Source organism: Rhizobium sp. CECT 9324, from assembly GCF_918741265.1.
Classification (GTDB): domain Bacteria; phylum Pseudomonadota; class Alphaproteobacteria; order Rhizobiales; family Rhizobiaceae; genus Allorhizobium.
The window spans coordinates 1,523,036-1,546,845 of the sequence record NZ_CAKKMZ010000001.1; the positions used below are offsets into that span (position 1 = coordinate 1,523,036).

Here is a 23,810-nt window from a genome sequence, read left to right on the forward strand (position 1 = left end):
CCAAAAAGAAAGCGCCGGCGGTTTTATACCGCCGGCAGATCAAGTTTCGTGCTCGTTTCAGCCCGCCGCCTTCAGCGAGGTGGTGTTGCGTGCGGACAGTGCGCCGGCGATTTCGTCCAGCGACACCAGTTGCTCGACCGGGCCGATCGCCGAAAGCGTCGGCACGGTGTCGAAGAACAGGCGTCCGGCAAGATCGGTCAGCCGCTGCGTCGTGATGCCGGCAAGCCGTTCCATCATTTCCGCGTTCGGAATGGTCCGGCCGTAGAGCATCATCTGGCGGGCAATCTGTCCGGCACGGGCTGCAGGGCTTTCCTGGCCCATCAGCAGCTGTGCACGGATCTGCGCCCGCGACCGTTCGATTTCCTGCTGGTCGATCGACTGCGACGCCTTGCGCAACTCGTCGATGATCACAGGCACAAGCTCAGGCAGGTTCTCGCCGCCGGTGGCAGCATGAATCCCGAAGATGCCGGTGTCGGAAAAGCCCCAGTGGAAGGCATAGACCGAGTAGCACAGCCCGCGGATCTCGCGCACTTCCTGGAACAGCCGCGACGACATGCCGCCGCCGAGGATGTTGGCGAGGATCTGCGAACAGTAGAAGTCGCGCATGTGATAGGCCTTGCCCTCGAAGCCGAGAAGCACCTGCGTATCCATCAGGTCGCGCTCCTCGCGCGCCTCGCCGCCGGTATAATGTGCGACATCCATTACCGGTGCCGCCGATGGTTGGGTCGGCAGGCCGGCAAACCGCTGTTCGACCTGCTTGACGAATGCGTCGTGGTCGACAGCACCTGCTGCCACGACGAACATCCGGTCGGTGGTGTAATTGCGCGAAAGATAGCCGCGGATCTCGTCACTGCTAAAAGACAGCACCGATTCCGGCGTGCCGAGAATGCTGCGGCCGAGCGTCTGGTTCTGGAAGGCGCGCTCGGAGAAGCGGTCGAACACGACATCGTCCGGCGTATCGTCGGCAGCACCGATTTCCTGCAGGATGACATGCTTTTCGCGGGCCAGTTCTTCCTCGTCGAACACCGATTCCGTCAGGATGTCGGCGAGGATATCGACGGCAAGCGGCACGTCGTCCTTCAGCACGCGGGCATAATAGGAGGTCGTCTCGGTGGAGGTGGCGGCGTTCAGTTCGCCGCCGACATTCTCGATTTCCTCGGCGATCTGCCGGGCGCCGCGTCGGCTTGTGCCCTTGAATGCCATGTGCTCGAGAAGATGCGCGATACCATGTTCGGCCTCCGTCTCGTTGCGTGAACCAGACTTGATCCAGGTTCCGAGCGCCACGCTCTCGAGATGCGGCATATTCTCTGTTACGACCGTCAACCCCGAAGGCAGCCGGGTGCACTCAACATTCATGGTCCGTCTTTCTGCGTTTCTTATTTATCCGCCCGGGCATGTAAGCCGACAAAGCTTTCGACGGCTTTAAGTTCCGCGGGCAGGATATCGAAACGCTCCTCCCTGTCCATCAGATCAGCAAGCCACGATGGAAGCGCGGGGTCAATACCGGAGGCTGATTTTACTGCGGCCGGAAACTTCGCCGGATGGGCTGTTGCCAGCACCACCATGGGGCTTTGCGGCTTTTCGAATTTCTTTGCCACATGCACGGCAACGGCCGTATGCGGGTCGAGAAGATAGCCGGTATCGTCCAGTACCGCCTTGATTGTCTTGGCAACTTCCTTCTGCGTCGCACGGCCGGCGCGAAAATCCTTGCGGATGAATTTCAGCGCCTTGTCCTTGATTTCGAAGGCGCCGGATTGCTTCAGGCTTTCCATTGAGGAGCGGATCGACGCGGCGTCGCGTCCGTAAGCTTCAAACAGCAGACGTTCGAAATTCGACGAGATCTGGATGTCCATCGACGGCGAGGTCGTTGCCGAAACGCCCTTCATCTCGTAGCGGCCGGTCTTCATCGTGCGCGCCAGGATGTCGTTGTCATTGGTGGCGATCACCAGCTTGTCGATCGGCAGGCCCATCTTCTTGGCAACGTATCCGGCGAAGATGTCGCCGAAATTGCCGGTCGGCACGGTGAAGGAAATCTTCCGGTCCGGTGCACCGAGTGAGACGGCGGCGGTGAAATAATAGACCACCTGCGCCATGATGCGTGCCCAGTTGATCGAGTTGACGCCCGACAGCTTGATCCGGTCGCGAAACGCAATGTCGTTGAACATCGCTTTGACGAGGTTCTGGCAATCGTCGAAATTGCCCTCGATCGCGACGGCACGCACGTTGTCGGCGGTCGACGAGGTCATCTGGCGCTGCTGCACCGGCGAGACCTTGCCATGCGGGAAGAGGATGAAGATATCGGTGCGCGACCGGCCGGCAAAGGCGTCGATCGCAGCCCCGCCGGTGTCGCCCGAGGTGGCGCCGACGATGGTGGCGCGCTCGCCGCGCTTCTCCAGAACATGGTCCATCAGACGCGCAATCAGCTGCATCGCCACGTCCTTGAAGGCAAGCGTCGTGCCGTGGAAGAGTTCCAGCACATAGGTGTTCGGACCGGTCTGCACCAACGGTGCCACGGCCGGATGGCGGAACGTCGCATAGGCGTCGTCGATCATCTTGCGGAATACGTCCGGCTCGATCTCGCCATCGACAAAGGGCGACAGAACCTCGAAGGCGACGTCCTGATAGCTCTTGCCGCGCAAGCCACGGATGGCTTTTTTCGACATCTGCGGAAAGGTGCGTGGCACATAGAGACCGCCGTCGCGGGCAAGGCCAGCGAGCAATGCGTCACAGAAACCGAGGCTTTCGGCCTCGCCGCGGGTCGAGATATATTCCACGAGCATTATCCTTGATCAGTAGAAGCGGGGAGTGCTTGCCCCGAGACTATGGCGTTTTCGATAAAGAGGTTTGCCAGTTTGCGCCAGACTCGGCGGCTCGATTTCGCAGGCTCGGCAGTGCCGCAAGGTTTGAGGCTTCGCGTCGTGAACGGCCAACGCTGGAGACGGCGCTGGAGATGCGGTGAAATTTGAATCAAAACGCCGGCTACCCAATCGATTTTTATCAGCGCCGCTGGTATAGACCATCCGCAAGGGCGCTGAAAAGCCTCAAGTTCGACAGTTTTGCGGCTCTTTGAGCCGAGCATGCGGAAGGTGGAGTCTCGTGTCTGTATTGGTGTCGCGCGGTGTAGTGGCCGTTTCGCTTATGATGCTTCTCGCTGGGTGCAATTCCAGCGATCCCGGTGGCGATCTTGTCGTGTCGACGGTCAATACTGACCCTATGAAGGCGACCGGAGACCCGGCCACGCGCTACAGAAGGGTCTCAACCACAGCCACGGCCGAAACCGGCGCCGTCGTCCAGGGCTTCTGCCCGACGGTGATCCTGCGCGACGGCACGGCCTTTCATCGCAGCTACGCTGGCGGCAAGCAGGACGATCCGAAGCAGGTTGTCTATCAGGCCTCGCTCGCCGACAGCACGCGTGCCTGCGCCCGCACCGATACCTCGCTGACCATCACGGCCGTGCTGCAGGGGCGCCTTGTTGCCGGGCCGCAGGGCAAGGCGGGAACCTTCAACCTGCCGATCCGTGTGACCGTGCTCGATGGTGACAATGAAGTCAGCTCGCAAGTGGTGCAGCAGGCGGTGTCGCTGACCGACGTGAACCAGCCGACGCAATTCGTCTTCAGCAATCAGGTCACTGTTCCGGGCGACGTTTCCGGTGCGACCCGCGTCTATGTCGGCTTCGAAAACAACAAGAAAAAGTAACGCCTGCTGGTTTAGTGTCATCCCCTTGACTGAGCGCGCCCTCATCGCAAGGCGCGCCCGGGATTTGTCGAGCCGGTTTTCGTCGGCTGGGGCAGACAGCTTGGATAGGGCAGGGGATACGGCCGCGTGAAAATCGCCATCATCAGGAATCCGGCCGCAGGCGGCGGCAGGAACGCCAAGTTCTGGAATCCGGCCCGTGATGCCTTTGTCGGGCGTTTCCCCGATATCGACATCCGCGAGAGCCGGTCCCAAGGTGACGTCGCCCGCCTGGCCGGCGAACTCGCCGACGCGGGTTATGATCTGATCATCGCTGCAGGCGGAGACGGCACGATCAACGAAGTGGTTGATGGCGTGCTGAAATCGACACGGCCGCAGACGGCGATTGCGCTGATGCCGCTCGGCACCGGCTGCGATTTTGTCCGCAACTTCGTCCTGCCCAAGGATCCGGCAGCGCTTGCCGAGCGCATTGCCAATGCCTCAAGCCGCCGCATCGATGCCGGCCGGGTGACCAGCCGCACCAGGAGCGGCGAAACGGTGACGCGCTACTTCGCCAATATCACCAGCGTCGGCATTTCAGGTGAGATTGTCGATGCGGTCAACGCGCCGGGCAAACGCAAGCTGCTCGCCGGCCCTGCCCGCTTTCTCTATCATTCCATTCGTTCGATCCTGAAATTCCGCCCCTATCTGTTCTCGATCCGGATCGATGGCGTTCTGGTCTATGAAGGGCCGCTGGCGATAGCGGCAATCGCCAATGGCGGCTGGTTCGGCGGCGGCATGCATTGCGTGCCGCAGGCGGATCTGTCCGATGGTCTGTTTGATGTCGCCGTCATGCGCCAGGATACGGTTCTGGGACTGCTCGACCTGCTCGGCAGGCTGTATTCGGCAAGCCATATCGGCCATCCAAAACTGAGCTTTCACCGCGGTCGCAAGGTCGAGATCCAGCCGCTCGTGCCGAAGCGCTTTCCGGTAGAAGTCGATGGCGAAACCCTCGTCGAGGGTGGGTTCGTTGCCGAGATACAGCCGGGCGCCCTGACCATACGGCTCTAACCAGTCAGACCTGATCAGCCATTTTCCCGAAAGGTGCGGCGCCTCAGAGGGCGCCGACCCAGTTCTCCATCGCGGCAATCACCGCCGGCAGGTCGACCATGCGGGCGATCACGGTTTCCGCGCCGGCATCGGTCAGCCGGTCGGCATGCGACGGATAGGTATGCGAGGCGCCGGTAAAGCCGATCACCCGCATGCCGGCTGCGCGTGCGGCGTGCACGCCATGCACCGAATCCTCGATCACCACGCAGCGGGCCGGCGCAACGCCGAACTGGGCAGCGCCATGCAGGAAGATATCCGGCTTCGGCTTGACCCGGTCTGCACCGAGATCCTTGGCGGAATAGATATGCGGGGCGAACTGCTCCTTCAGGCCGACCTTGCTCAGCATCATGTCGAGCCGGGCCGACGAGGAATTGGAGCAGATGCAGCGCGGGCCTTTCAGCCGTGCCAGCGCAAAGGCAACGCCCTCGATTGCCTTGACTTCGCGTGCGAGCCGCTGGTCCAGCAGCGCTTCCGACTTGTCGATCAGGCTGGCCGAAAGAGGAATATCGATTTCCTTCTCGATCGACAGAAGGATGTTCTTCCAGGTCATGCCGGCAAAACGCTCGCCCATCTCTTCGGTGGAGATCGGATAGCCGGCTTCGGTCAGAAGCTTCGATTCGACCTTGGCAGCGATGATTTCGGAATCGACCAGAACGCCGTCGCAGTCGAAAAGGATGAGGTCGAAACCGCTCATGTGGGGAAATCCGTTTGTCGTCAGGGAGGCGGCCTGACTACACCAATAACCGGGCAAGGACAATCCGCACCGACGCATGGCTGCCGGTCACTCTGCGTCTGTCAGTCATCGCTGGTCGCGGCAGAGGCAATGGCGAGCAACTGTGCCTCCAGTTCCATTGGATAGCGCTGCAGACCCGCCTCCTTTTCCAGCATGTCGGCGAGCCAGACGCCGTCGGCGGCAAGTCGCGCGATCGTCAGTGTCGGCGTGTTGTCGGTTGCGTGGTGACGCGCCAGCCGGGCGTCCAGCCAAGCCGACCAGAGGGCACGCAGGGCGGGCTCCGACAGCGTGGCGACCGAAAGCGCCGCCCAGAGGTTCTGCGTGCCATGTGTCCGGTCTGCAAAGCAGGCGCGAATATAGCCGCGGGTGAAGCTTCCCCGCGGCTCCGGATCGGCCTCGATCGCCTGGTCGATCTGCCGATCGAGCTTTTCCAGCAGATCGGCAAACACCGCTTCGATCAGCGCCTGCTTGCTGTCGAAATGATGCAGCAATCCGCCCTTCGTCACCCCGGCACGTTCGGCGACGGCCTGAATGGTCAGGGCGCCAAGTCCTTGTTCAATGGCAATCTGGGCGACGCAGTCGAGCAGCGCGCGCCTGACCTGTTCCGGTTGCTTCTTGCGCTGATGGGCCTTTGCCATCTCAGTGCGACACCGAAGTGGAAAACACGTTCATCACCACGACACCGGCAATGATCAGACTCATGCCGATCAGCGCCGGCATGTCCAGCGACTGCTTGAACACCAGCAGGCCGACGGCCGCCGTCAGCACGATCCCGAGCCCGCTCCACATGGCATAGGCGATGCCGAGCGGCAGTCCCTTCAAGGCCTGTGACAGGAGGTAGAAGGATGCCACGTAGAACAGCACCATGGCCGCTGTCGGCACCAGTTTGCTGAATTGCTCCGACTTCTGCAGGAAGGTCGTGCCGATCACTTCGAAGACGATGGCGGCGGCAAGGGAACCATAGACGAGCATGGTGGGGTTCATGGCGGATCTCTCAAGCAAGGGGCGATTGGACCAAAAGATACCGTCTGGACGGTTTCTTTGCAACAGGCCAGAAATTCAGATATGTTCGCACTGACGGCGACAGTGGCAAGATGCTGTCGGGGCTGCGCGTCACGCTCCCCGGAAGAGGCGGTTCAGCCGGCTGTTGGAAACATCTGCTGGAAACGCCGGTCGCCTTCCGGAGAAAACTGAATAACGCGGCTGCCCTCGATCCTGCGGGCATGGCCCGTGTCGGTGAAATGGCACAGCAGCGCCTTGCCGAGCGAACCGGCCATATGGGCCCGCCGCTCGCTCCAGTCGAGGCAGGAGCGGCAGAGAGGACGGCGCAGTGCGCGCATCGGGGCAAGGGCGATCCCGTACCGGTCGAACAGGCGTTCGCCGGAGGACGTGACCCGCAGTGCATCATCCTCGGCTTCGATGGCGCCCTGAGCAATCAGGCTGTCGAGCATGCGCACGCCATAGTCGCCGGCCAGGTGGTCGTAGCAGATCCGCGCCTTGCGCAGCGCGGGCTCCTTCGGTCCAATCCGGTGGCGCAGGTGCCCACGGCTGGCGGCAAAGCCCATCAGGTTTTCGATCATCGTACCGACGGTGGCATCGGCCAGTGCGAAATAGCGATGGCGCCCCTGCTTGCGCAACGTCAGCAGGCCGCCGTCTTCGAGCTTGGAGAGATGCGAACTCGCGGTCTGCAGCGTGACGCCGGCAGCGCCCGCCAGTTCCGTGGCCGTCAGCGCCTTGCCGCCGAGCAGGGCGAGCAGCATGTTGGAGCGGGCAGGATCGCCGATCAGGGAGGCGATGCGGGCAATGTCGGGGCCTTCTGCCATGGTCTTGCTCTCTGTTTCAGGGGTCTCTGCTCAGTGCCGTGCCACGGGCGTCGCTTCTCTAATCGGCGTGGTGAGGTCAAGCTCTTTTCTGGCTTTTTCCTGGGCGGGACGAGGCAAGATCATCGTCCGCAGTCGTCCCTTTCCAGTCATTCGATTTCCCGTCGCCCAGACAAAAAGGCTGGGCGACGGGTGGGATCAACGTTTGTGCGCCGAAACCAACGCCATCATCGGTCGCTCCAGCTCTTCGACTAGCTCCGGTATCGACGCGATCTGTTCAGGCGTGGGCGCAAATTCTTCCAATCTGCGCAACTCGAACCCCGTGCCGATCAGTGTGTTGAGCGTGGTGGCCAGGGTTCGATGGTGCTTCAGCACACCTTTTGCGAACCAGTCAGTGCGGCGTTCGCCTTCGAGGGCATAGCCATTGACCGGCCATGTTTTGCGACCGTCTTTTTCCAACGTCCATTGCGGATGAGCGGCTGCCATGAAGATCGGGTGTTCGATCGTGAAAACCAAGTCTCCACCAGGAGCCAGCGCCGCGTGGATCACGCGGATCAGCCGCTCGAAATCCCGCACATAGTGGAAGGTCAGTGCACTGTAGACCAGATCAAAGGCAGCCTCGGGCAGTTCAAGTGTTTCAAGATCGGCAATCCTGTATTCAATACCGGCATCATCTGTGTCGGCCCTCGCACGCTCGATCATGTTCTGTGACAGATCGAAACCGAGAACCGAGGACGCTCTCTGACCACGGAACCAGCGTGCGGCCCATCCGAAGCCGCAACCCAAGTCGGCCACCCGCCGATCGGCCAGTTTAGGTAGTAAGGTCCGGATTGCTGGCCATTCTGGCGCACCGTCCAGTCCGTTCACCTGTCGGGGAAGCTGGCTGTAGCCAGCGAAGAAATCGGGATTGTCGTAGATATTCTGTGCCATGTTTGTCTCCAAAGAAAAGGAGGACGAGGCAGGTTTCAACGCCTGAAAACCTCGTCCGAAGGGGCGAGGCCGAGGCTGGCAATCAGCGTGGTTAGTTCGCGTGATCGGCATCCCGGCATCCCGCCAAGGGAATACCGGCCAACCGGGCGACAATGTGAATGTCCTTCTCAACCATGCTTGAATCCATTTATCACGATGCCGCAAATGTCAAGTTCATACGCTTTTAAGCCGAAATCGCTGCTCTACGGAAGCAGGTGTTCACTGTCTGCGTCCGGCTTGTGCAACGTTAAACATCGTTTCGCGGCCCGCGCTTCTCTCCGGGATCGGCACTCGGCCCTCCCATGATGGGGTCCAGTAGATGAAGTGGTCCAATCTATGCTGCATCCTGATGACGGATCATCGTTATAAGCGACGCCGCGAACTCACATCACCATCGTCCGCGAAGGACGTCTTCCGCTGCTACACGGAACCTTGGATTCGAATGTCTCTCTCGCCTCTATAGCCGATCGTCATGCCGCGACCGTTGAGACGGTGTCCTCCCTCGTCCAGCGAAACTCGGTGCCATCCACCCACATGCGGTGCATGACGACCGCGAGGCGGCGGGCCAACGCAACCTTGGCCTTCTTGCTGCCATGGCGCTTGGCAATGTTCATGGCCCATGCCTTCAGCCAGCACCATTTCGCCACGCGCGTCATCATCGACTGTGCGGCCTCATAGAGCAGTCGCCGCATCATGGCGTCCCCGCGTAGAGAGACATGGCCAACCCGGCTCATTTCGCCGGACTGCTTGAGCACTGGAGTGAGGCCCAATATCGCTCCCGGCGGATGAGACGGAGCACGAAGCCGATTAGCCCATCTATGCTTTTCTAGCTTGCCAATGTAGCAGATGCTTCGATCCCCGTCGAACTGTCGTCATGGAGGTTTCAGGCTCGACACTTCGATCCCGAACGAAGCAAGGCGCATTCCTGCCGTGTCACACCGGGCCTCCCGAAACGCGAGGACCACCCATGATCACCTGCATCATCCGCTACCAGATCGACCCGTTTGCCAAGGATGCCTTTGCCACCTATGCCCGCAACTGGGGCGAGGCGATCCCGCGTTGCGGTGCCGATCTCGTCGGCTATTTCGCCCCGCATGAGGGCTCCGCCACCACCGCCTACGGCATTTATCACGTCAAGGATCTGGCGGCCTACGAAGCCTATCGTAAAAGGCTGGCCATCGATCCGCTCGGCAAGGCCAACTATGATTTTGCCGCCAGCGAGCGCTTCATCCTCAAGGAGGATCGTCTCTTCCTGAAAAATGTCTCCGACCTGCCGTCCGATCGGGTGCAGCCATGATCGCCGTGATTTTCGAAGTGACGCCGTTTCTCGGCGAGCGCCATCGCTATCTCGATCTCGCCGGCGATTTGCGCGGCAAACTGGAAAAGATCGACGGCTTCATTTCCGTCGAGCGTTTCGAAAGCCTCACCTTGCGTGGCAAGCTCCTGTCTTTGTCCTTCTGGCGCGACGAGGAAGCCGTCCGCCGCTGGCGCGAGACGGACGCCCATCGCGCGGCGCAATCGGCAGGCAGAGGCGGCGTCTTTGCCGATTACCGCCTGCGCGTCGCCCATGTGCTGCGCGATTATGGTCTCGAGGCGCGCGACGAGGCGCCGGTCGACAGTCGTGCGCTGCATGGCTGAGATCGCCGCCTGCGCGGACTGATTGTCCTTGTGCGCCATGCTCGACAAGCGCCGGTTGGCTGACTATGCAAGGATCCATGGAAAAGGATCGGGACGATACCCTTGCAAGCCGCATCAGCCGCGCCCTGGCGGAGCGCATCATCCATGGCGAACTGATCCCCGGCTCACGTCTCGGCCAGGATCACATCGCCGAGGAATTCGGCGCAAGCCATGTGCCGGTGCGCGAGGCCTTTCGAAAGCTGGAGGCGCAAGGGCTGGTCGTCAGCATTCCCCGCCGCGGCGTGCGTGTCGCCTCGTTTGATCTGAAGCAGGTCCGCGAAGTGGCTGAAATGCGCGCCGCGCTGGAGGTTCTGGCGCTCCGCCATGCCGCGCCGAACCTGACATCGGACGTGCTGGATGCGGCAGAGCAGGCGGCAAGTGACGCCGACAACGCCAAGGATGTGCGCAGCTGGGAAGAGGCCAATCGCCGCTTTCACCGGCTGATCGTCTCGACCTGCGACATGCCGCGCCTGCTGACCGTCATCGATGACCTGCATGCTGTCAGCGCCCGCTTTCTGTTCATCGCCTGGCGCGCCGCCTGGGAAGCGCGCACCGACCACGACCATCGCGCCATTCTCGGCGCCCTGCGCGCGGGCGATACCAACGAAGCCTGCCGCATTCTGGAGCGCCATGTACAGTGGATCGGCCGCGCGCCGATGCCGCAGTCCGGTGCCCGTGACGATGAAGGTTTTGCCATCGTCGGCTGAATTTCAAAACTATAGATAAAAATTCGCGACCTGTGGATAGCGTCTCCGTGGCGTCTCCGTGGCGTCTCCGTTCGCGTTGATTTTACGGATAAAATCTCCGCGTATTGATCGTCGTCCCGGTGATCTCCGCCCGGTCTTCCGCTGCCGCAGGGCAGCGTTTTGTGTTCGGCCCGCTTGTCGGACGCATAGATTATAGATAAAAATAAACCTGTAGAGAAAATTATCTATAAAATGGAGATCTTGATGACTTACATCTCTTCTGCGCCCGCTCATCGCTTCGATCCGCTCGGCATCGAGCGCCGCTCTCTCGCCGTTCAGGCCGTGCTTCTCCTGATCGGCACCGGCGTTCTCGCCATTGCCTCGCAGATCAGCGTGCCCATGGTCCCGGTGCCGATCACCATGCAGACCTTCGCCATCACCATGATCGGCGTGCTCTACGGCTGGCGGCTCGGCGCCCTGACCGTGCTCGCCTGGCTGGGCGAAGCGATGCTCGGCCTGCCGGTGCTTGCCAATGGCGGCGCGGGTCTGGCGCCCTTTGTCGGCCCGACGGCGGGTTATCTCGTGTCCTTTCCGCTGATTGCGGTTGTCGCCGGTTTCCTGGCGGAGAAGGGCTGGACCGGCGAGCGCGTGGTTTTGAGTTTCGCCGCCCATCTCTCGGCCAACATCCTGTGCCTTGCCATCGGCGGCGTCTGGCTGTCCGCGTTGATCGGGCTGGAAAAGGGTCTTGCGCTCGGCGTCACCCCGTTCATCCTCGGTGCGGTGCTGAAATCCGCACTCGCCGCCGCCGTGCTGATGGCGCTTGGTCGCCGCGTATCCCGCCGCATCGATATCTGAACCGCTGATGACGGTCAGGCTCCGCGCCCATCACCTGCTCTGCATGCTGACCTATGTCGGCAAGGGCTATTCGCCGGCCTTCGTCGACAATTACGAGGCGATCGCCGCCCGTCTCTCGGCAGGCGAAGACATTGTGATCGTCGATGGACCTGACGACATCTGCGCGCCGCTGCTCTGCGGCGCGCAACCCCATTGCCTGGGTGAAAGTGTCACTGAACGCGACCGCAATGCGGCCCAAGCTGTGGCCACGCCTCTGGCCATGCCGGTTGCTGCCGGTACCCGCCTCAAACCAAGCGCATCGCTTCTTCTGCGCCTGCGCCGGGCCTTTGCCGAAGGTCATATCCGCGCCGCCTGTTCGGGCTGCGAATGGTCCGGCCTCTGCGACACGGTCGCTGCCGAAGGGTATGCCAAGGCCCGCATTGCGGTTGCCGAGGCTGTCGAGCCCGCCCGCTTGCTGGGTCGTTGCATGAGGTGACGACGCCGTGCGCGTCTGGCAGACTGACGACCGGAGGATTGCACCCATGCTGACGCTCGACGACCTGCGCACGATCATCCTGGCCTTTCCCGAAACCGAGGAGACCCGCTCCTGGGGTGCGGTCTCCCTCAAGGTCAACAACAAGGCGATCCTGTTCTGGAACCCGACCCACGACTGCCCGGTCTTCAAGGTCCCCTTTGAGGAGCGCGACCACCTGATCGAGGTCGAGCCGCAAACCTTCTTCACCACCGACCATCACCGGTCGTCGCCCTTGGTGCTGGCGCGTCCCGACAGCGTCGACATCGAATGGGCGAGGGCCAACATCGCCCGCGTCTGGCGCGCCCAGGCGAAGAAGACGGTGGTCAAGGCGTTTGATGCGGGACGGTGATTGTGCCGTCCGTCCATGGGCGGCTCGGATCAGCCGTGACCCTGCTCTCCTTTGCGAAGACTAAGCGAGGCCGCATCCTGGCTGGGCGCTGATCCAAACTGGCGGCGGTATTCGCGGCTGAACTGGGAAGCGCTTTCGTAGCCGACGCGGAAACCGGCGCCGGTGACATCGCCCGGATATGCCGCAAGAAGCAGTCGCGCTTGCTGCAGCCTGATCTGCTTCTGGAACTGGATCGGGCTCATCGCGGTCGCCGCCTGGAAATTCCGGTAGAAGGTCGAGACGCTCATGCCGACAAATGCCGCGACATCCTCGACCCGGAATGCCTCGGTATAGTGATCACGGATCCAGCGCACGGCGCGGGCTACGTGGTTGAGATGGCTGTCGGCAAGCCCGAGCTGCCGCACGGCCGCCCCCTGTTCGCCGACGATCAGCCACCACAGGATCTCGCGCTTGATCATCGGCGCGAGAACGGCAATGTCGCGTGGCTGGTCGAGCAGGCGCAAAAGCCGCGTGATCGCATCGAGCAACTGCCGCGAAGCATTGGCGACGATCATGCTGGTACCGCTATATCCGCCGGCTACCGGCAGGCTTGCCGCCGGTGCCTGGAGCAATAGCTCGGCAATGCGGATCGGCTCCAATGTCAGGCCGAAGCCGAGAGCCGGGTTTGCGCGGCTGGCATCCAGATACTGGCCGGTGATCGGCAGGTCGATGGAGGCAACCAGATACTGTCCCGCCCGATATTCATAGACGCGTTTTCCCAGGGCTATGCGTTTGCCGCCCTGCACGATCAACGCCATCACGGCGCCCGACATCGAGGGCTGGCTTTCAACGTCTTCCTGGCTCGCAATCATGACGCGGTCGATCGGCGTGCTCATGTCGGGCCTGACATGGCGTGCGATCAGCATCCGCAGTTCATCGAGTTCCATCCGGCAACCCTCCATGAGCAATTCTCTCAGCAATGATAGAATTAGGCAAGTGATCGATAGAGTATTGATACCGCTGCGAGCGGGAAAGCTGCTTTGGTGTTTCCAGGGCGATCGAGGTGATCGCCACGAACTGAAGGAAACCTCGATGAAGACCATCATGATCACTGGCTGCTCCTCCGGCTACGGGCTCGAAACCGCGCGACGCTTCCTCTCTGAAGGCTGGAATGTGATCGCGACAATGCGAACACCGCGTGAAGACATCCTTCCACCTGGCCCGCGCCTTCGCCTCGTGCCGCTCGACGTGACGGATCCCGCCAGCATTTCCGCCGCCCTGGCCGACAGCGGTCCGATCGATGTGCTGGTCAACAATGCCGGCATCGGCGTCGTCGGCGCATTCGAGGCAACCCCGATGGATCATGTCCGCAAGGTTTTCGAGACCAATACCTTCGGCGTCATGGCGATGACGCAGGCGATAGTGCCGCGTTTTCGCAGCCAGAAATCCGGCGTCCTGGTCAACGTCACATCCAGCGTCACGCTGGCGCCCATGCCACTGGCAGCAGCCTACACCGCCAGCAAGATGGCGATCGAAGGCTTCACCGGCTCGCTTGCCCACGAACTCGGCATCTTCGACGTGCGTGTCAAGCTGGTGGAGCCTGGATACGGGCCGACAACCCGCTTCGCCGCGAATACGGATATCGATCTGGATGCCCTGATCCCCGAGCCATATCGTACTTTTGCCGCGCCAATTTTCGCCGCCTTCGCCAATCCGCCGCTGGTGACGAAGGAAACGGATGTCGCCGATGCGGTCTGGCGTGCCGTTCATGACCTGTCGGGCCAACTCAGGTTCCCGGCTGGCCCCGATGCGGTTGCGCTCGCGCAAAAAAGCTGACGATGGCCGGAGCGGGCTGTGTGGTAAACGCATCCCGCTGGCGGCTTTAAAGCGTCACGTCGCGCCACGAATTTCGATCCGTGATTCACCATGTTTCGCACCGTTTCGGCGCGAACCCTCCGGAACCAATGGATTTTTTCCGGTTCCATTCAGTGTTTGGTAACCAAGATCAGTAACCATAGGCCTCTATTCCCGTGCTGCGTCAGCGTAAGAGTGAGTAACCGATGGCCTCTGTATTCCCGCTTGCCGAACTCCGCCGTTCTTCGGACCCCTTGTCCTGGGTCGACAGCATCATCAAGGGCGATTGCGTTGCCGCCCTCGAAGCCCTTCCCGACAAATCTGTCGATGTGATCTTCGCCGACCCACCCTACAACCTGCAGCTCGGTGGAGCTCTGCACCGCCCCGACCAGAGTGTCGTCGATGCCTGCGACGACGAGTGGGACCAGTTTGCCTCCTTCGCCGCCTATGATGCCTTCACCCGCGCTTGGCTTTTGGCCTGCCGCCGCGTGCTGAAGCCGAGTGGCACCCTCTGGGTCATCGGTTCCTACCACAATATTTTCCGCGTCGGCGCGACATTGCAGGACCTGAATTTCTGGATCCTCAACGACATCGTCTGGCGCAAGACCAATCCGATGCCGAACTTCAAGGGCCGTCGCTTCCAGAACGCCCATGAGACGATGATCTGGGCCTCGCCCGATCCGAAGGCCAAGGGTTATACGTTCAATTACGATGCGCTGAAGGCGTCGAACGACGACGTGCAGATGCGCTCCGACTGGTTGTTCCCGATCTGCTCGGGTGGCGAGCGCCTGAAGGGCGATGACGGCAAGAAGGTCCATCCGACCCAGAAGCCGGAAGCTTTGCTCGCCCGCATCATCATGGCCTCGACCAAGCCCGGCGATATCGTGCTCGACCCGTTCTTCGGCTCCGGCACGACCGGTGCCGTCGCCAAGCGTCTCGGCCGTCATTTCGTCGGCATCGAGCGCGAGCAGGATTATATCGACGCGGCCTCTGCCCGCATTGCCGCCGTCGAACCGCTTGGCAAGACCGAACTGACCGTGCTGACCGGCAAGAAGGCCGAGCCCCGCGTTGCCTTCAACACGTTGGTCGAGAGTGGCCTGGTCAAGCCCGGCCAGGTTCTGTTCGACCTCAAGCGCCGGCATTCTGCCATCATTCGTGCCGATGGTACGCTGGTGTCAGGTGGTGAGGCCGGCTCCATCCATCGTCTCGGCGCCAAGGTTCAGAGCCTTGATGCCTGCAACGGCTGGACCTTCTGGCACTATGAAGAGGGATCGACCCTGCGCCCGATCGACGAATTGCGCACGGTCATCCGCAATGGCATGGCCAAGCTGGACTAACGATCCATCCGGCTTGGTTTTATGACGAGCTTTCCCGGGCGGTTTTGTACCTCTAGTCCTGCCGGGGAAAGTCCGACGCCCGGTGTTCGCGCACCGGGCGTCTTTTGTTTTGCAGGCGCCGTGATCGCGCTGCCGCAGCGCGGTCGATCAGACCTTGTAGTCGGTGACGTCGACCGAAACGATCTTTCCTTGATCATTGAACGTGATCGTCTCTTCGCCGAAGCGCACCAGCGGCTCGCCGGTCTCGGAATGTGTCGCCTTCAGCCGCCAGACGGCGCGTGCCGCCATCGGCGAAACCGCCTCTGTCAACTCATCGACCGCCACCTGGTCCGGATAGGTATCGAAATAGCGGCGAAACGCCGCCATGATCTCCGCCTTGCCGCTGAGCTGGCCGACTTTCACCGAGCCGTAGACGGCATCGTCGGCAAAGAAATCGTCGATGACGGCAAAGTCGAGATCGTTGATTGCATGGTGAAAACGCTGGGCAGCAGTCACGGGATCGAAGGGCATGCAGGCTCCGGGGCAATGGGTGTGGCAGTGGTGGTGCCTAGGCCGAAACGCCGTAGGCCGTCCTGCTCATCTTTGCGCGCGCGCCAGTTTCGGACAAGCCGGTCCGCGTATTCAGGATAGCGAAACATGGGGATGATCGCGCATATTGTCGTCTCCCCAAGGCTTTGGTCGCTTGCGACCGAACTGGCGCGGGCCGGGGTCCGCCAACTCCACCCGCGCCAGAATCTGCCTCCGCCGTTTACACAGCAATCCCGGCAGCGAGAAGATCCGCCTTCAGCGTCTCAGCCCCGGTAAAATGCACCGCCTGCCAGCCGGCAGCGCGCGCGCCTTCGACATTCGGGTAGCTGTCGTCGATGAAGATCGTATGCGCAGGCTCCAGCCCGAAATCCCTGGCATGTCGCTGATAGATCGCCACATCCGGCTTGATCAGGCCGATCTCGCCGGACACGGTGACGCCGCGGGGGATGTTGAGGAACGGATAAATCTGGCGCGCCTCGCTGAACGTATCGGCGGCGAAATTGGTCAGCATGGTGACGTCATGCCCGGCATCGATCAACCCGGTCATGATCGCGACGCTGTCGTCATAGGCATGCGGCACCATTTCCGCCCAATGCTTCCGGAATGCGCGGATCTGAGTTTCGCGCTCGGGATATTGCGCGATCAGCAGCGCCTCGGCTTGCGCCCAGTCGCGGCCGCGATCCTGCTCGATATTCCAGTCATGGGTGCAGACATTGGCGAAGAACCACTGGCGCTCCTCGGCATCCGGAATGATGCGGGAATAAGGCAGGTTCGGATCGTAGTGGATCAGCACTTTGCCGATGTCGAACACGATATGGCGGATGTCTGCAGGCATGTTTTATCCCTTGGTGTTTGCAAAGGCGGTTGGAATAGCCGCCGCAATTGCTTTTTTCATGACAGTGGGCAGCGCTTGCCCATCAAGTTCGGTGACGGGTACCCAGAATCCGTGATCGCCAGGTGGTACCACGATCGGCCCGACCCGGAAGATCGAAAGGCGGAGCTCGAAATGGGTAAACACATGCGCGATGCTGCCCGCCGCCTGCCAGTCGGCCGGGAAGGGCGCAGCCTCCGTTCCGGTCAGGCCGTCGATGCGCGAGGTCCATGCCGTGGTCGGCACCTCGGTCATGCCGCCGAGCAGGCCGCTGTCGATACGCTTGCGCAAGAGCAGCCTTCCATCATGATCGACCGCAATGAAGGCAGCCCCCAGTCGCACCGGTTTTTCCTTCTTCGCCGCCTTGACCGGAAACCGTTCCGGCTCGTCGGTGAAAAGCGCCAGACAGGCGTCGTTGAACGGACAGAGCGCGCAGGCCGGGCGCTTCGGCGTGCAGATCGTCGCGCCAAGATCCATCATTGCCTGGGCAAAATCGCCCGGCCGGTCGGCTGGCGTCATCTGGGCGACCCGCGCCTTCATCTGCGGCTTGGAGCCGGGCAGGGGGGCGTCGATGGCAAACAGCCGCGAGATCACCCGCTCGACATTGCCGTCCATCACTGCCGCCTGCCGGTTGAAGGCGATCGCCGCAACCGCCGCCGACGTATAGTCGCCGATGCCCGGCAGTGCCCTGAGGTCCATTTCGGTGTCGGGAAAGGTGCCGCCATGGTCAACGGCAACGGCCTCTGCGCATTTCTTCAGGTTGCGTGCCCGGGCATAGTAGCCAAGGCCGGCCCAGGCGGTCATCACATCCTCAGTCGGGGCATGGGCCAGATCCTCGACCGTCGGCCATTTTTCAATGAACTTGGCGAAATAGGCTTTCACGGCCGCCACCGTCGTCTGCTGCAGCATCACCTCCGACATCCAGATGTGATACGGATTGGGCAAGACGCCCCGCTTGGCCATCGCTGGCGAAATGCGCCACGGCAATTCGCGGTGATGGCGGTCATACCAACCGAGCAAGGTCTCGGCGGTTGCTTGTATTTTTGGAAATTTGGGCAGTGTCACGCGCTTCATTTGCCGGAATGGGGGTCAATGACGTATATCTGTTCAAATCGCCCCCATGTTCAAGTCTGTTGAAGGGGGTAAGCGAAGGGATTCCCATTCTCCATGGCACCACGCAAGGGTGTTACCCAGATCGCTGAGATCGCCAATGGCATCATCGACCCGGTGCTCGCCCGCCGCGCCGGCATCAATACGGCTTTGCTCGGCTCCTGGGATGAAATCGCCGGCGACAGCTTTGCCGACTGTACCCGGCCGGAAAAGATCGCCTGGCCGCGCCGCGGCGATCTGCCGGAAGAGGGCGGTCATCGCCCCGGCGTGCTGACCATTGCCTGCGAAGGCGCGCGCGCGCTGTTTCTGTCCCATGCCCAAGGCGAACTGATCGCCCGGATCAACGGCTTCTTCGGCTATCCGGCCATCGGCCAGATCCGCATCGTCCAGAAGCCGGTTTCCAATGCCAGCCTGAGGCCCAGCCGCCCGCGCAAGCTCGAAGGCGAAAAGGCCCGCCGGCTCGAGGGCATGATGGAAGGGATCGAAAACGAAAACCTGCGCCGCGCCATCGAGCGGCTTGGCACCGGCGTGTTTTCCGCCAAACGCAAATGAGCCCCGCAATTCAGCGCCTGCCATCGATCCGCGTTCGAACGAACATGGACAAAGTTTAATCGCCGCGGCGCCTAAATGTCACGGAACTTTGATATTTCCGCTTGTCTGGTGCCTTGTTTGCCACCCTTTCGCGTTATATCGGTTGGCCACGTTCAATTCATTCCTAACGGGTAAGAGACATGTCGATTTCTGAACTTTCGATCACCAAGCGTCGTCTTCTGGGCGGTATTGCCGTGGCTGCTGCAGGCATGACTTTCGCCGCCCCGACGGCTTTTGCAGTCGACATGCCGACGGCCGACCGTGATGTCGACATGGATGCCGCGCTCAAGCCGGGTGCGCTGAAGGAAATGGCGCTGGGAGAACCGAACGCGCCGGTCAAGATCATCGAATACATGTCGATGACCTGCCCGCATTGTGCACATTTCCACGAAACCACCTTCGACACGATCAAGACCAAGTATGTCGACACCGGCAAGGTCTACTTCGTTCTGCGCGAATTCCCCTTCCCGCAGGACACCGCATCGCTCGCCGCCTTCATGCTGGCCCGCTGCACCACCGAAGACCGCTACTTCCCGTTTGTCTCGATGTTCCTCAAGCAGCAGCGCACCTGGGCCGCCCCGGCTGACAACGATGTGCGCTCGGCCATGCTGCAATTGTCGAAACTCGGTGGTTTTACACAGGAGACCTTCGATGCCTGCTTGACGAACGCGAAGCTTGCCGGTGATGTGTCGGCAGTCCGCGATCGCGGCGCTGAGGAATTCGGGGTCCAGTCCACTCCGACCTTCCTGATCAATGGCAAGGCCTATTCGGGGGACATGTCGGTTGACTCCATGTCGGCCCTCATCGACAGCCTGCTCTGACCCACGTTTCGTCATCATGACGGGCGGCGGCAGAAGCTGCGCGCCCGCTTCTGATCTTTCGAATTTGCCCCTCACCCTGACCCTCTCCCCGCAAGCGGGGCGAGGGAATGACAAAGTTCGCGCTGGTCGTCCTTCTCCCCGCGTGCGGGGAGAAGGTGCCGGCAGGCGGATGAGGGGCGTTGGGCACTGTGGGTCACCCCCCTCTGTCCTGCCGGACATCTCCCCCACAAGGGGGGAGATCGGCCTAACGCCGACCTCCGCTTTTTCGGCCTGTGTTTCTGAATTTACATCCGCAAGACATCTTTTGAGGTCCGGCAAGCCATCCTCCCTCCGATCTCCCCCCGCGTGGGGGAGATGCCCGGCAGGGCAGAGGGGGGCGAGCTTGCGCAAACTTTGCCCCTCATCCGGCCCAGCGGGCCACCTTCTCCCCGCAAGCGGAGAGAAGGGGAGGGCGGCGCGATGAAGTTCAATCGCCTGCGCCTGCTCGGCTTCAAGTCCTTCGTCGAACCCTCCGAATTCGTCATCGAGCGCGGCCTGACCGGCGTCGTCGGCCCGAACGGCTGCGGCAAGTCGAATCTCGTCGAGGCCTTGCGCTGGGTCATGGGCGAGAATTCCTACAAGAACATGCGTGCGTCCGGCATGGACGACGTCATCTTCTCCGGCTCCGGCAACCGCCCGGCGCGCAACACCGCCGAAGTCGGCCTCTATCTCGACAATTCCGACCGCACGGCGCCCGCCGCCTTCAACGATGCCGACGAGATCCAGATCACGCGCCGCATCGAGCGCGGCCAGGGCTCGGTCTACCGGATCAATGGCAAGGAAGCCCGCGCCAAGGATGTGCAGCTGCTGTTTGCCGATGCCTCGACCGGCGCCCGCTCGCCGTCGATGGTCGGCCAGGGCCGTATCGGCGAACTGATCTCGGCCAAGCCTCAGGCCCGGCGCCAGCTGCTGGAAGAAGCCGCCGGCATTTCCGGCCTGCATTCGCGCCGCCACGAGGCCGAGCTTCGCCTGCGCGCTGCCGAAACCAATCTGGAGCGGCTGGAAGACATCACCGCCCAGCTCGAGACCCAGATCGAAAGCCTGAAGCGCCAGGCCCGCCAGGCCAATCGCTTCAAGATGCTGTCGGCCGAAATCCGCAGCCACGAGGCGATGCTGCTGCATATCCGCTGGGCCCAGGCCAAACAGGCCGAAGGCGAAGCGGAAAGCGCGCTCAATCAGGCGATGTCGATCGTCGCCGAAAAGGCCAATGCCCAGATGGAGGCGGCCAAGACCCAGGCCATATCCAGCCTCAAGCTGCCGGAACTGCGCGAGGAGGAGGCGAAATGTGCAGCCGCCCTCCAGCGCCTGCAGATCGCCCGCTCGCAACTGGACGAGGAAGCCTCGCGCCTGCTGCGCCGCCGCGACGAACTGACCCGCCGTCTCGCCCAACTCGACGAGGACATCCGCCGCGAGGAACGCCTTGTCTCGGAAAATGCCGAGGTCATCGAGCGCCTGACCAGCGAAGAAGCCGAACTCGAAGACATGCTCGCCGATTCCGGCCGGTTTGGCGAAGAGGCGAAGGAAGCCTTCGATACGGCTGCCGCCGCCCTTGACGACAGCGAACGTGCCTTTACAGCACTCACCGCCGAGCGCGCCGCGGCCGCTGCCGGTCGCAACCAGTTCGAACGTCTGATCCGCGATCTCGCCGATCGCCGCGGCCGCCTCGAGCGCCAGATCGGCGACGCGTCTCGCGAACTCGACGATGTCGCCGCAAAGATTGCCGCGCTGCCGGATCCGGACGAAAAGCGCGAAATGGTCGAGATGGCCGAGCAGGCGCTGTCCGATGCGGAATCAGCCGCCATGGAAGCGGAAGCGGCCCTGAACGCGGCGCGCCGCACAGAGGCCATGCTGCGCGGCCCGCTCGAGGCCGCCCGCGCCAGGGTCAACGGTCTCGAAACCGAAGCCCGCACCATCACCCGCATGCTGGCCTCGGCGACCACCGGCGATTTCCCGCCGGTTGCCGACGAACTCTCCGTCGATCGCGGCTTCGAGACCGCACTGGGGGCAGCCCTTGGCGACGATCTCGAAAGCGCGCTCGATCCGGCAGCCCCCGCCCATTGGCATGGCAATGGCGACGGAGCATCCGATCCCGCTTTGCCGTCCGGCTGCGATCCTTTGCTTGCCCATGTGCGCGCACCGTCGTCGCTCAACCGCGCATTGCGCCAGATCGGCATCGTCGATGATGCCGACGCCCTTGCCCTGATGGCGAAGCTTCAGCCCGGCCAGCGGCTCGTTACCCGCGAGGGCGCCGTCTATCGCTGGGATGGCCATGTCACCGGCTCGGAAGCGCCGAGTGCCGCCGCCCTCAGGCTTGCCCAGCGCAACCGCCTGGCCGAGATCGAGCGCGAGGCCGATGAAGCCCGCGATGCAATGATCGAGGCCGAGGACCGGCTGGCAGAAGCCGCCGACACCATCCGCGCCGAGGAAAGCCGCCTGGCCGACGCCCGCGATCGCCAGCGCTTGACGGTCCGCCAACTGGCCGAAGCGCGTGATGCGCTGGCCCAGGCCGAGCGAGCCTCAGGTGACCTGATCCGCCGCCGCGAAGTGGTCGCCGAAGCCGTCAATGGCCTGAAGGCGCAGATCGAGGAAGCGCTGGAGCAGGAAGAAAACGCCCGCATCGAGATGGAGGAGACGCCGGACCTTTCCGAACTCGATGCCCGCCTCAAGGATGCCGAAACCACCGTCGCCCGCGACCGCGGTCTGGCAGCCGAAGCCCGCGCCCGTTTCGAGGGGCTCGCCCGTGAAGACGACATGCGCCGCCGCCGCGTGCTTGCCATCCAGCAGGAGCGCGCCAGCTGGCAGACCCGCGCCAGGAGCGCCGAGGATCATATCGCCACGCTGCGCGACCGCGAGGCGGAAGCCCGCGACGAGATCATGTCGCTGGAAATGGCGCCCGACGAATTCGAGGACAAGCGCCGCCAGTTGATGTCGGCGCTGGAAAAGGCCGAGAAGGAACGCCGCGACGCCGCCGACCGCCTGGTCGAGGCCGAAACCCGCCAGCGCGAGGCCGACCAGAAGGCGGCATCCGCCTTGGCGGAACTCGCCGAAACCCGCGAAAAGCGCGGCCGCGCCGAAGAACGCCTCGTCTCCGCCAGGGAATGGCGAAAGGACGCCGAGGCCCGCATTGCCGAGGCGCTGAACGTCGCCCCGCACGAAGCCTTCCGCCTGACCGGCCTGAAGGATGCCTCCGAGATCACCGACCTGCGTGAAGTCGAGCGCAATCTCGACCGCTTGAAAATGGAGCGCGAGCGGCTCGGTGCCGTCAACCTGCGTGCCGAAGAAGAGCAGAAGGAACTGTCGGAAAAGCTTGCTGCCCTGATCAAGGAGCGCGACGATATCATCGACGCGATCCGCAAGCTACGCGGCGCGATCCAGAGCCTCAACCGCGAGGGCCGCGAACGGCTGATCGCCGCTTTTGACGTGGTCAACGCCCAGTTCCAGCGCCTGTTCACCCACCTGTTCAACGGCGGCACGGCCGAACTGCAGCTGATCGAAAGCGACGACCCGCTGGAAGCCGGCCTCGAAATTTTGGCACGCCCACCGGGCAAGAAGCCGCAGACCATGACGCTGCTGTCGGGCGGCGAGCAGGCGCTGACGGCGATGGCGCTGATCTTCGCCGTCTTCCTCACCAATCCGGCGCCGATCTGCGTACTCGACGAAGTCGATGCCCCGCTCGACGACCACAATGTCGAGCGCTACTGCAACCTGATGGACGAAATGGCCGCCTCCACCGAGACCCGCTTCGTCATCATCACCCACAACCCGATCACCATGGCCCGCATGAACCGCCTCTTCGGCGTCACAATGGCCGAGCAGGGCGTCAGCCAACTGGTCTCGGTCGATCTGCAGACGGCGGAACAGTTGCGCGAGCGGGATCTCGTGTGAGGCATGCCGTCTCCGTGAGACATCCCGACGGGTTTCCATTTTGGGAACTTTGATTGTTCCCAAGGTGGAAACATGCTAGCAAGATTGCATGCGCGTCATCGCTCGCTCGACTTTGGTGAAATTTTGTGACGCCTTGCCAAAAAGCAGGCAGGCCCCAGCCAGAGCGGCAATGGCGGATTGGTACACGACGGTGTCGGATGCCGACTGGACCCGGTTTTCCGACGTCAAGGCGACGTTCAATTCGGCGGACTATATTGCGGGCGGCAAGATCGTTTTCGACGTGGGCGGCAACAAATATCGCATCGTTGCGCGCATTGGCTTTCGCACAAGGCGTGTATTCATTTTGTTTGTTGGATCCCACGCCGAGTATGATGCGATCGACGTGGCCAAGCTGTAGGGAACCTAGGGAC

At 62.2% G+C, this 23,810-nt stretch carries 25 protein-coding genes and 1 pseudogene; 14 read left to right on the forward strand and 12 right to left on the reverse strand.

Annotation, left to right across the window (positions count from 1 at the left end; translation table 11 throughout):
* Positions 1-57: 57 nt before the first annotated feature.
* On the reverse strand, positions 58-1,356 hold the full coding sequence (locus LQ231_RS07460; protein WP_113140564.1) for a pitrilysin family protein: 1,299 nt from the start codon (positions 1,354-1,356) through the stop codon (positions 58-60).
* Positions 1,357-1,376: 20 nt separating this feature from the next.
* On the reverse strand, positions 1,377-2,774 hold the full coding sequence (gene thrC / locus LQ231_RS07465; RefSeq protein WP_230170863.1) for a threonine synthase: 1,398 nt from the start codon (positions 2,772-2,774) through the stop codon (positions 1,377-1,379).
* Positions 2,775-3,096: 322 nt separating this feature from the next.
* Here thrC and LQ231_RS07470 point away from each other — a divergent pair, with 322 nt between their 5' ends.
* Together LQ231_RS07470 and LQ231_RS07475 are read left to right on the forward strand one after the other, a co-directional pair.
* On the forward strand, positions 3,097-3,696 hold the full coding sequence (locus LQ231_RS07470; RefSeq protein ID WP_230170864.1) for a hypothetical protein: 600 nt from the start codon (positions 3,097-3,099) through the stop codon (positions 3,694-3,696).
* A gap of 126 nt (positions 3,697-3,822) precedes the next feature.
* Complete coding sequence (locus tag LQ231_RS07475; protein WP_230170865.1) at positions 3,823-4,743, forward strand: diacylglycerol kinase family protein; 921 nt, start codon at positions 3,823-3,825, stop codon at positions 4,741-4,743.
* 43 nt (positions 4,744-4,786) lie between these two features.
* Here LQ231_RS07475 and LQ231_RS07480 read toward each other — a convergent pair whose 3' ends face one another.
* From LQ231_RS07480 to LQ231_RS07505, 6 genes and pseudogenes are all read right to left on the reverse strand, one after another.
* Positions 4,787-5,476, reverse strand: a complete 690-nt coding sequence (locus LQ231_RS07480) for an HAD family hydrolase (RefSeq protein ID WP_113140567.1) — start codon at positions 5,474-5,476, stop codon at positions 4,787-4,789.
* 101 nt (positions 5,477-5,577) lie between these two features.
* Positions 5,578-6,153 carry a TetR/AcrR family transcriptional regulator gene (locus LQ231_RS07485; protein WP_230170866.1) on the reverse strand — a complete coding sequence of 192 codons (576 nt, stop codon included), beginning with the start codon at positions 6,151-6,153 and terminating at the stop codon, positions 5,578-5,580.
* A 1-nt stretch (position 6,154) separates the two neighbouring features.
* Positions 6,155-6,499 (reverse strand): multidrug efflux SMR transporter, encoded by a 345-nt coding sequence (locus LQ231_RS07490; RefSeq protein WP_230170867.1) that lies wholly within the window; start codon positions 6,497-6,499, stop codon positions 6,155-6,157.
* 152 nt (positions 6,500-6,651) lie between these two features.
* Positions 6,652-7,338 (reverse strand): winged helix-turn-helix domain-containing protein, encoded by a 687-nt coding sequence (locus LQ231_RS07495; protein WP_113140570.1) that lies wholly within the window; start codon positions 7,336-7,338, stop codon positions 6,652-6,654.
* A 195-nt stretch (positions 7,339-7,533) separates the two neighbouring features.
* On the reverse strand, positions 7,534-8,265 hold the full coding sequence (locus LQ231_RS07500; protein ID WP_230173272.1) for a class I SAM-dependent methyltransferase: 732 nt from the start codon (positions 8,263-8,265) through the stop codon (positions 7,534-7,536).
* 509 nt (positions 8,266-8,774) lie between these two features.
* Positions 8,775-9,083, reverse strand: a pseudogene (locus LQ231_RS07505) (transposase); the annotation flags it as partial.
* A gap of 188 nt (positions 9,084-9,271) precedes the next feature.
* Here LQ231_RS07505 and LQ231_RS07510 point away from each other — a divergent pair.
* The 6 genes from LQ231_RS07510 to LQ231_RS07535 all read left to right on the forward strand — a co-directional run bounded on the left by LQ231_RS07510 (position 9,272) and on the right by LQ231_RS07535 (position 12,385).
* Positions 9,272-9,601, forward strand: coding sequence for an NIPSNAP family protein (locus tag LQ231_RS07510; RefSeq protein WP_230170868.1), 330 nt, complete (start codon positions 9,272-9,274; stop codon positions 9,599-9,601).
* Positions 9,598-9,942, forward strand: coding sequence for an antibiotic biosynthesis monooxygenase (locus tag LQ231_RS07515; RefSeq protein ID WP_230170869.1), 345 nt, complete (start codon positions 9,598-9,600; stop codon positions 9,940-9,942). Before LQ231_RS07510 ends, LQ231_RS07515 begins: the two co-directional genes overlap by 4 nt.
* A 77-nt stretch (positions 9,943-10,019) precedes the next feature.
* Complete coding sequence (locus tag LQ231_RS07520; protein ID WP_230170870.1) at positions 10,020-10,688, forward strand: GntR family transcriptional regulator; 669 nt, start codon at positions 10,020-10,022, stop codon at positions 10,686-10,688.
* A gap of 243 nt (positions 10,689-10,931) precedes the next feature.
* Positions 10,932-11,522, forward strand: a complete 591-nt coding sequence (locus LQ231_RS07525) for a biotin transporter BioY (RefSeq protein WP_230170871.1) — start codon at positions 10,932-10,934, stop codon at positions 11,520-11,522.
* 7 nt (positions 11,523-11,529) lie between these two features.
* Complete coding sequence (locus LQ231_RS07530) at positions 11,530-11,997, forward strand: DUF1284 domain-containing protein (protein ID WP_230170872.1); 468 nt, start codon at positions 11,530-11,532, stop codon at positions 11,995-11,997.
* 46 nt (positions 11,998-12,043) lie between these two features.
* Positions 12,044-12,385, forward strand: coding sequence for an MmcQ/YjbR family DNA-binding protein (locus tag LQ231_RS07535; RefSeq protein ID WP_230170873.1), 342 nt, complete (start codon positions 12,044-12,046; stop codon positions 12,383-12,385).
* A gap of 29 nt (positions 12,386-12,414) precedes the next feature.
* Here LQ231_RS07535 and LQ231_RS07540 read toward each other — a convergent pair whose 3' ends face one another.
* Positions 12,415-13,311: an AraC family transcriptional regulator gene (locus LQ231_RS07540; protein ID WP_230170874.1), complete on the reverse strand. Its 897-nt coding sequence runs from the start codon at positions 13,309-13,311 to the stop codon at positions 12,415-12,417.
* Positions 13,312-13,456: 145 nt separating this feature from the next.
* Between LQ231_RS07540 and LQ231_RS07545 the strand changes: the two genes are divergently transcribed.
* Together LQ231_RS07545 and LQ231_RS07550 are read left to right on the forward strand one after the other, a co-directional pair.
* Positions 13,457-14,200, forward strand: a complete 744-nt coding sequence (locus LQ231_RS07545) for an SDR family oxidoreductase (RefSeq protein ID WP_230170875.1) — start codon at positions 13,457-13,459, stop codon at positions 14,198-14,200.
* A 224-nt stretch (positions 14,201-14,424) separates the two neighbouring features.
* Positions 14,425-15,555 (forward strand): site-specific DNA-methyltransferase, encoded by a 1,131-nt coding sequence (locus tag LQ231_RS07550; RefSeq protein WP_113140579.1) that lies wholly within the window; start codon positions 14,425-14,427, stop codon positions 15,553-15,555.
* A 147-nt stretch (positions 15,556-15,702) separates the two neighbouring features.
* Here the strand turns inward: LQ231_RS07550 and LQ231_RS07555 are convergent, their stop codons facing one another.
* The 3 genes from LQ231_RS07555 to mutY all read right to left on the reverse strand — a co-directional run bounded on the left by LQ231_RS07555 (position 15,703) and on the right by mutY (position 18,028).
* Positions 15,703-16,065 carry a nuclear transport factor 2 family protein gene (locus LQ231_RS07555; protein ID WP_230170876.1) on the reverse strand — a complete coding sequence of 121 codons (363 nt, stop codon included), beginning with the start codon at positions 16,063-16,065 and terminating at the stop codon, positions 15,703-15,705.
* 238 nt (positions 16,066-16,303) lie between these two features.
* Positions 16,304-16,918: an HAD family phosphatase gene (locus LQ231_RS07560; protein ID WP_230170877.1), complete on the reverse strand. Its 615-nt coding sequence runs from the start codon at positions 16,916-16,918 to the stop codon at positions 16,304-16,306.
* A 3-nt stretch (positions 16,919-16,921) separates the two neighbouring features.
* Positions 16,922-18,028 carry an A/G-specific adenine glycosylase gene (gene mutY / locus LQ231_RS07565; protein ID WP_230170878.1) on the reverse strand — a complete coding sequence of 369 codons (1,107 nt, stop codon included), beginning with the start codon at positions 18,026-18,028 and terminating at the stop codon, positions 16,922-16,924.
* Between the two features lie 93 nt (positions 18,029-18,121).
* Between mutY and LQ231_RS07570 the strand changes: the two genes are divergently transcribed.
* The 4 genes from LQ231_RS07570 (at position 18,122) to LQ231_RS07585 (ending at position 23,797) form a co-directional block, all read left to right on the forward strand.
* Positions 18,122-18,616: a DUF721 domain-containing protein gene (locus tag LQ231_RS07570; RefSeq protein WP_113140583.1), complete on the forward strand. Its 495-nt coding sequence runs from the start codon at positions 18,122-18,124 to the stop codon at positions 18,614-18,616.
* Positions 18,617-18,795: 179 nt separating this feature from the next.
* Complete coding sequence (locus tag LQ231_RS07575; RefSeq protein ID WP_230170879.1) at positions 18,796-19,476, forward strand: DsbA family protein; 681 nt, start codon at positions 18,796-18,798, stop codon at positions 19,474-19,476.
* Between the two features lie 459 nt (positions 19,477-19,935).
* Positions 19,936-23,400: a chromosome segregation SMC family protein gene (locus LQ231_RS07580; RefSeq protein ID WP_230170880.1), complete on the forward strand. Its 3,465-nt coding sequence runs from the start codon at positions 19,936-19,938 to the stop codon at positions 23,398-23,400.
* Positions 23,401-23,488: 88 nt separating this feature from the next.
* Positions 23,489-23,797, forward strand: coding sequence for a type II toxin-antitoxin system HigB family toxin (locus LQ231_RS07585; protein WP_230170881.1), 309 nt, complete (start codon positions 23,489-23,491; stop codon positions 23,795-23,797).
* The last annotated feature ends 13 nt before the right edge of the window (positions 23,798-23,810 follow it).

Excerpts from the sequence above, each read along its gene's own strand:
- LQ231_RS07500 (WP_230173272.1), bottom strand. The coding sequence starts at position 8,265 with ATGGCACAGAATATCTACGACAATCCCGATTTCTTCGCTGGCTACAGC.
- LQ231_RS07580 (WP_230170880.1), top strand. The coding sequence starts at position 19,936 with ATGAAGTTCAATCGCCTGCGCCTGCTCGGCTTCAAGTCCTTCGTCGAA.
- LQ231_RS07525 (WP_230170871.1), top strand. The coding sequence starts at position 10,932 with ATGACTTACATCTCTTCTGCGCCCGCTCATCGCTTCGATCCGCTCGGC.
- LQ231_RS07515 (WP_230170869.1), top strand. The coding sequence starts at position 9,598 with ATGATCGCCGTGATTTTCGAAGTGACGCCGTTTCTCGGCGAGCGCCAT.
- LQ231_RS07555 (WP_230170876.1), bottom strand. The coding sequence starts at position 16,065 with ATGCCCTTCGATCCCGTGACTGCTGCCCAGCGTTTTCACCATGCAATC.
- LQ231_RS07510 (WP_230170868.1), top strand. The coding sequence starts at position 9,272 with ATGATCACCTGCATCATCCGCTACCAGATCGACCCGTTTGCCAAGGAT.
- LQ231_RS07485 (WP_230170866.1), bottom strand. The coding sequence starts at position 6,153 with ATGGCAAAGGCCCATCAGCGCAAGAAGCAACCGGAACAGGTCAGGCGC.
- LQ231_RS07495 (WP_113140570.1), bottom strand. The coding sequence starts at position 7,338 with ATGGCAGAAGGCCCCGACATTGCCCGCATCGCCTCCCTGATCGGCGAT.
- LQ231_RS07575 (WP_230170879.1), top strand. The coding sequence starts at position 18,796 with ATGTCGATTTCTGAACTTTCGATCACCAAGCGTCGTCTTCTGGGCGGT.
- LQ231_RS07530 (WP_230170872.1), top strand. The coding sequence starts at position 11,530 with ATGACGGTCAGGCTCCGCGCCCATCACCTGCTCTGCATGCTGACCTAT.
- LQ231_RS07545 (WP_230170875.1), top strand. The coding sequence starts at position 13,457 with ATGAAGACCATCATGATCACTGGCTGCTCCTCCGGCTACGGGCTCGAA.
- LQ231_RS07520 (WP_230170870.1), top strand. The coding sequence starts at position 10,020 with ATGGAAAAGGATCGGGACGATACCCTTGCAAGCCGCATCAGCCGCGCC.
- LQ231_RS07550 (WP_113140579.1), top strand. The coding sequence starts at position 14,425 with ATGGCCTCTGTATTCCCGCTTGCCGAACTCCGCCGTTCTTCGGACCCC.
- LQ231_RS07535 (WP_230170873.1), top strand. The coding sequence starts at position 12,044 with ATGCTGACGCTCGACGACCTGCGCACGATCATCCTGGCCTTTCCCGAA.
- LQ231_RS07490 (WP_230170867.1), bottom strand. The coding sequence starts at position 6,499 with ATGAACCCCACCATGCTCGTCTATGGTTCCCTTGCCGCCGCCATCGTC.
- LQ231_RS07480 (WP_113140567.1), bottom strand. The coding sequence starts at position 5,476 with ATGAGCGGTTTCGACCTCATCCTTTTCGACTGCGACGGCGTTCTGGTC.
- LQ231_RS07460 (WP_113140564.1), bottom strand. The coding sequence starts at position 1,356 with ATGAATGTTGAGTGCACCCGGCTGCCTTCGGGGTTGACGGTCGTAACA.
- mutY (WP_230170878.1), bottom strand. The coding sequence starts at position 18,028 with ATGAAGCGCGTGACACTGCCCAAATTTCCAAAAATACAAGCAACCGCC.
- LQ231_RS07540 (WP_230170874.1), bottom strand. The coding sequence starts at position 13,311 with ATGGAACTCGATGAACTGCGGATGCTGATCGCACGCCATGTCAGGCCC.
- LQ231_RS07585 (WP_230170881.1), top strand. The coding sequence starts at position 23,489 with ATGCGCGTCATCGCTCGCTCGACTTTGGTGAAATTTTGTGACGCCTTG.
- LQ231_RS07570 (WP_113140583.1), top strand. The coding sequence starts at position 18,122 with ATGGCACCACGCAAGGGTGTTACCCAGATCGCTGAGATCGCCAATGGC.
- LQ231_RS07560 (WP_230170877.1), bottom strand. The coding sequence starts at position 16,918 with ATGCCTGCAGACATCCGCCATATCGTGTTCGACATCGGCAAAGTGCTG.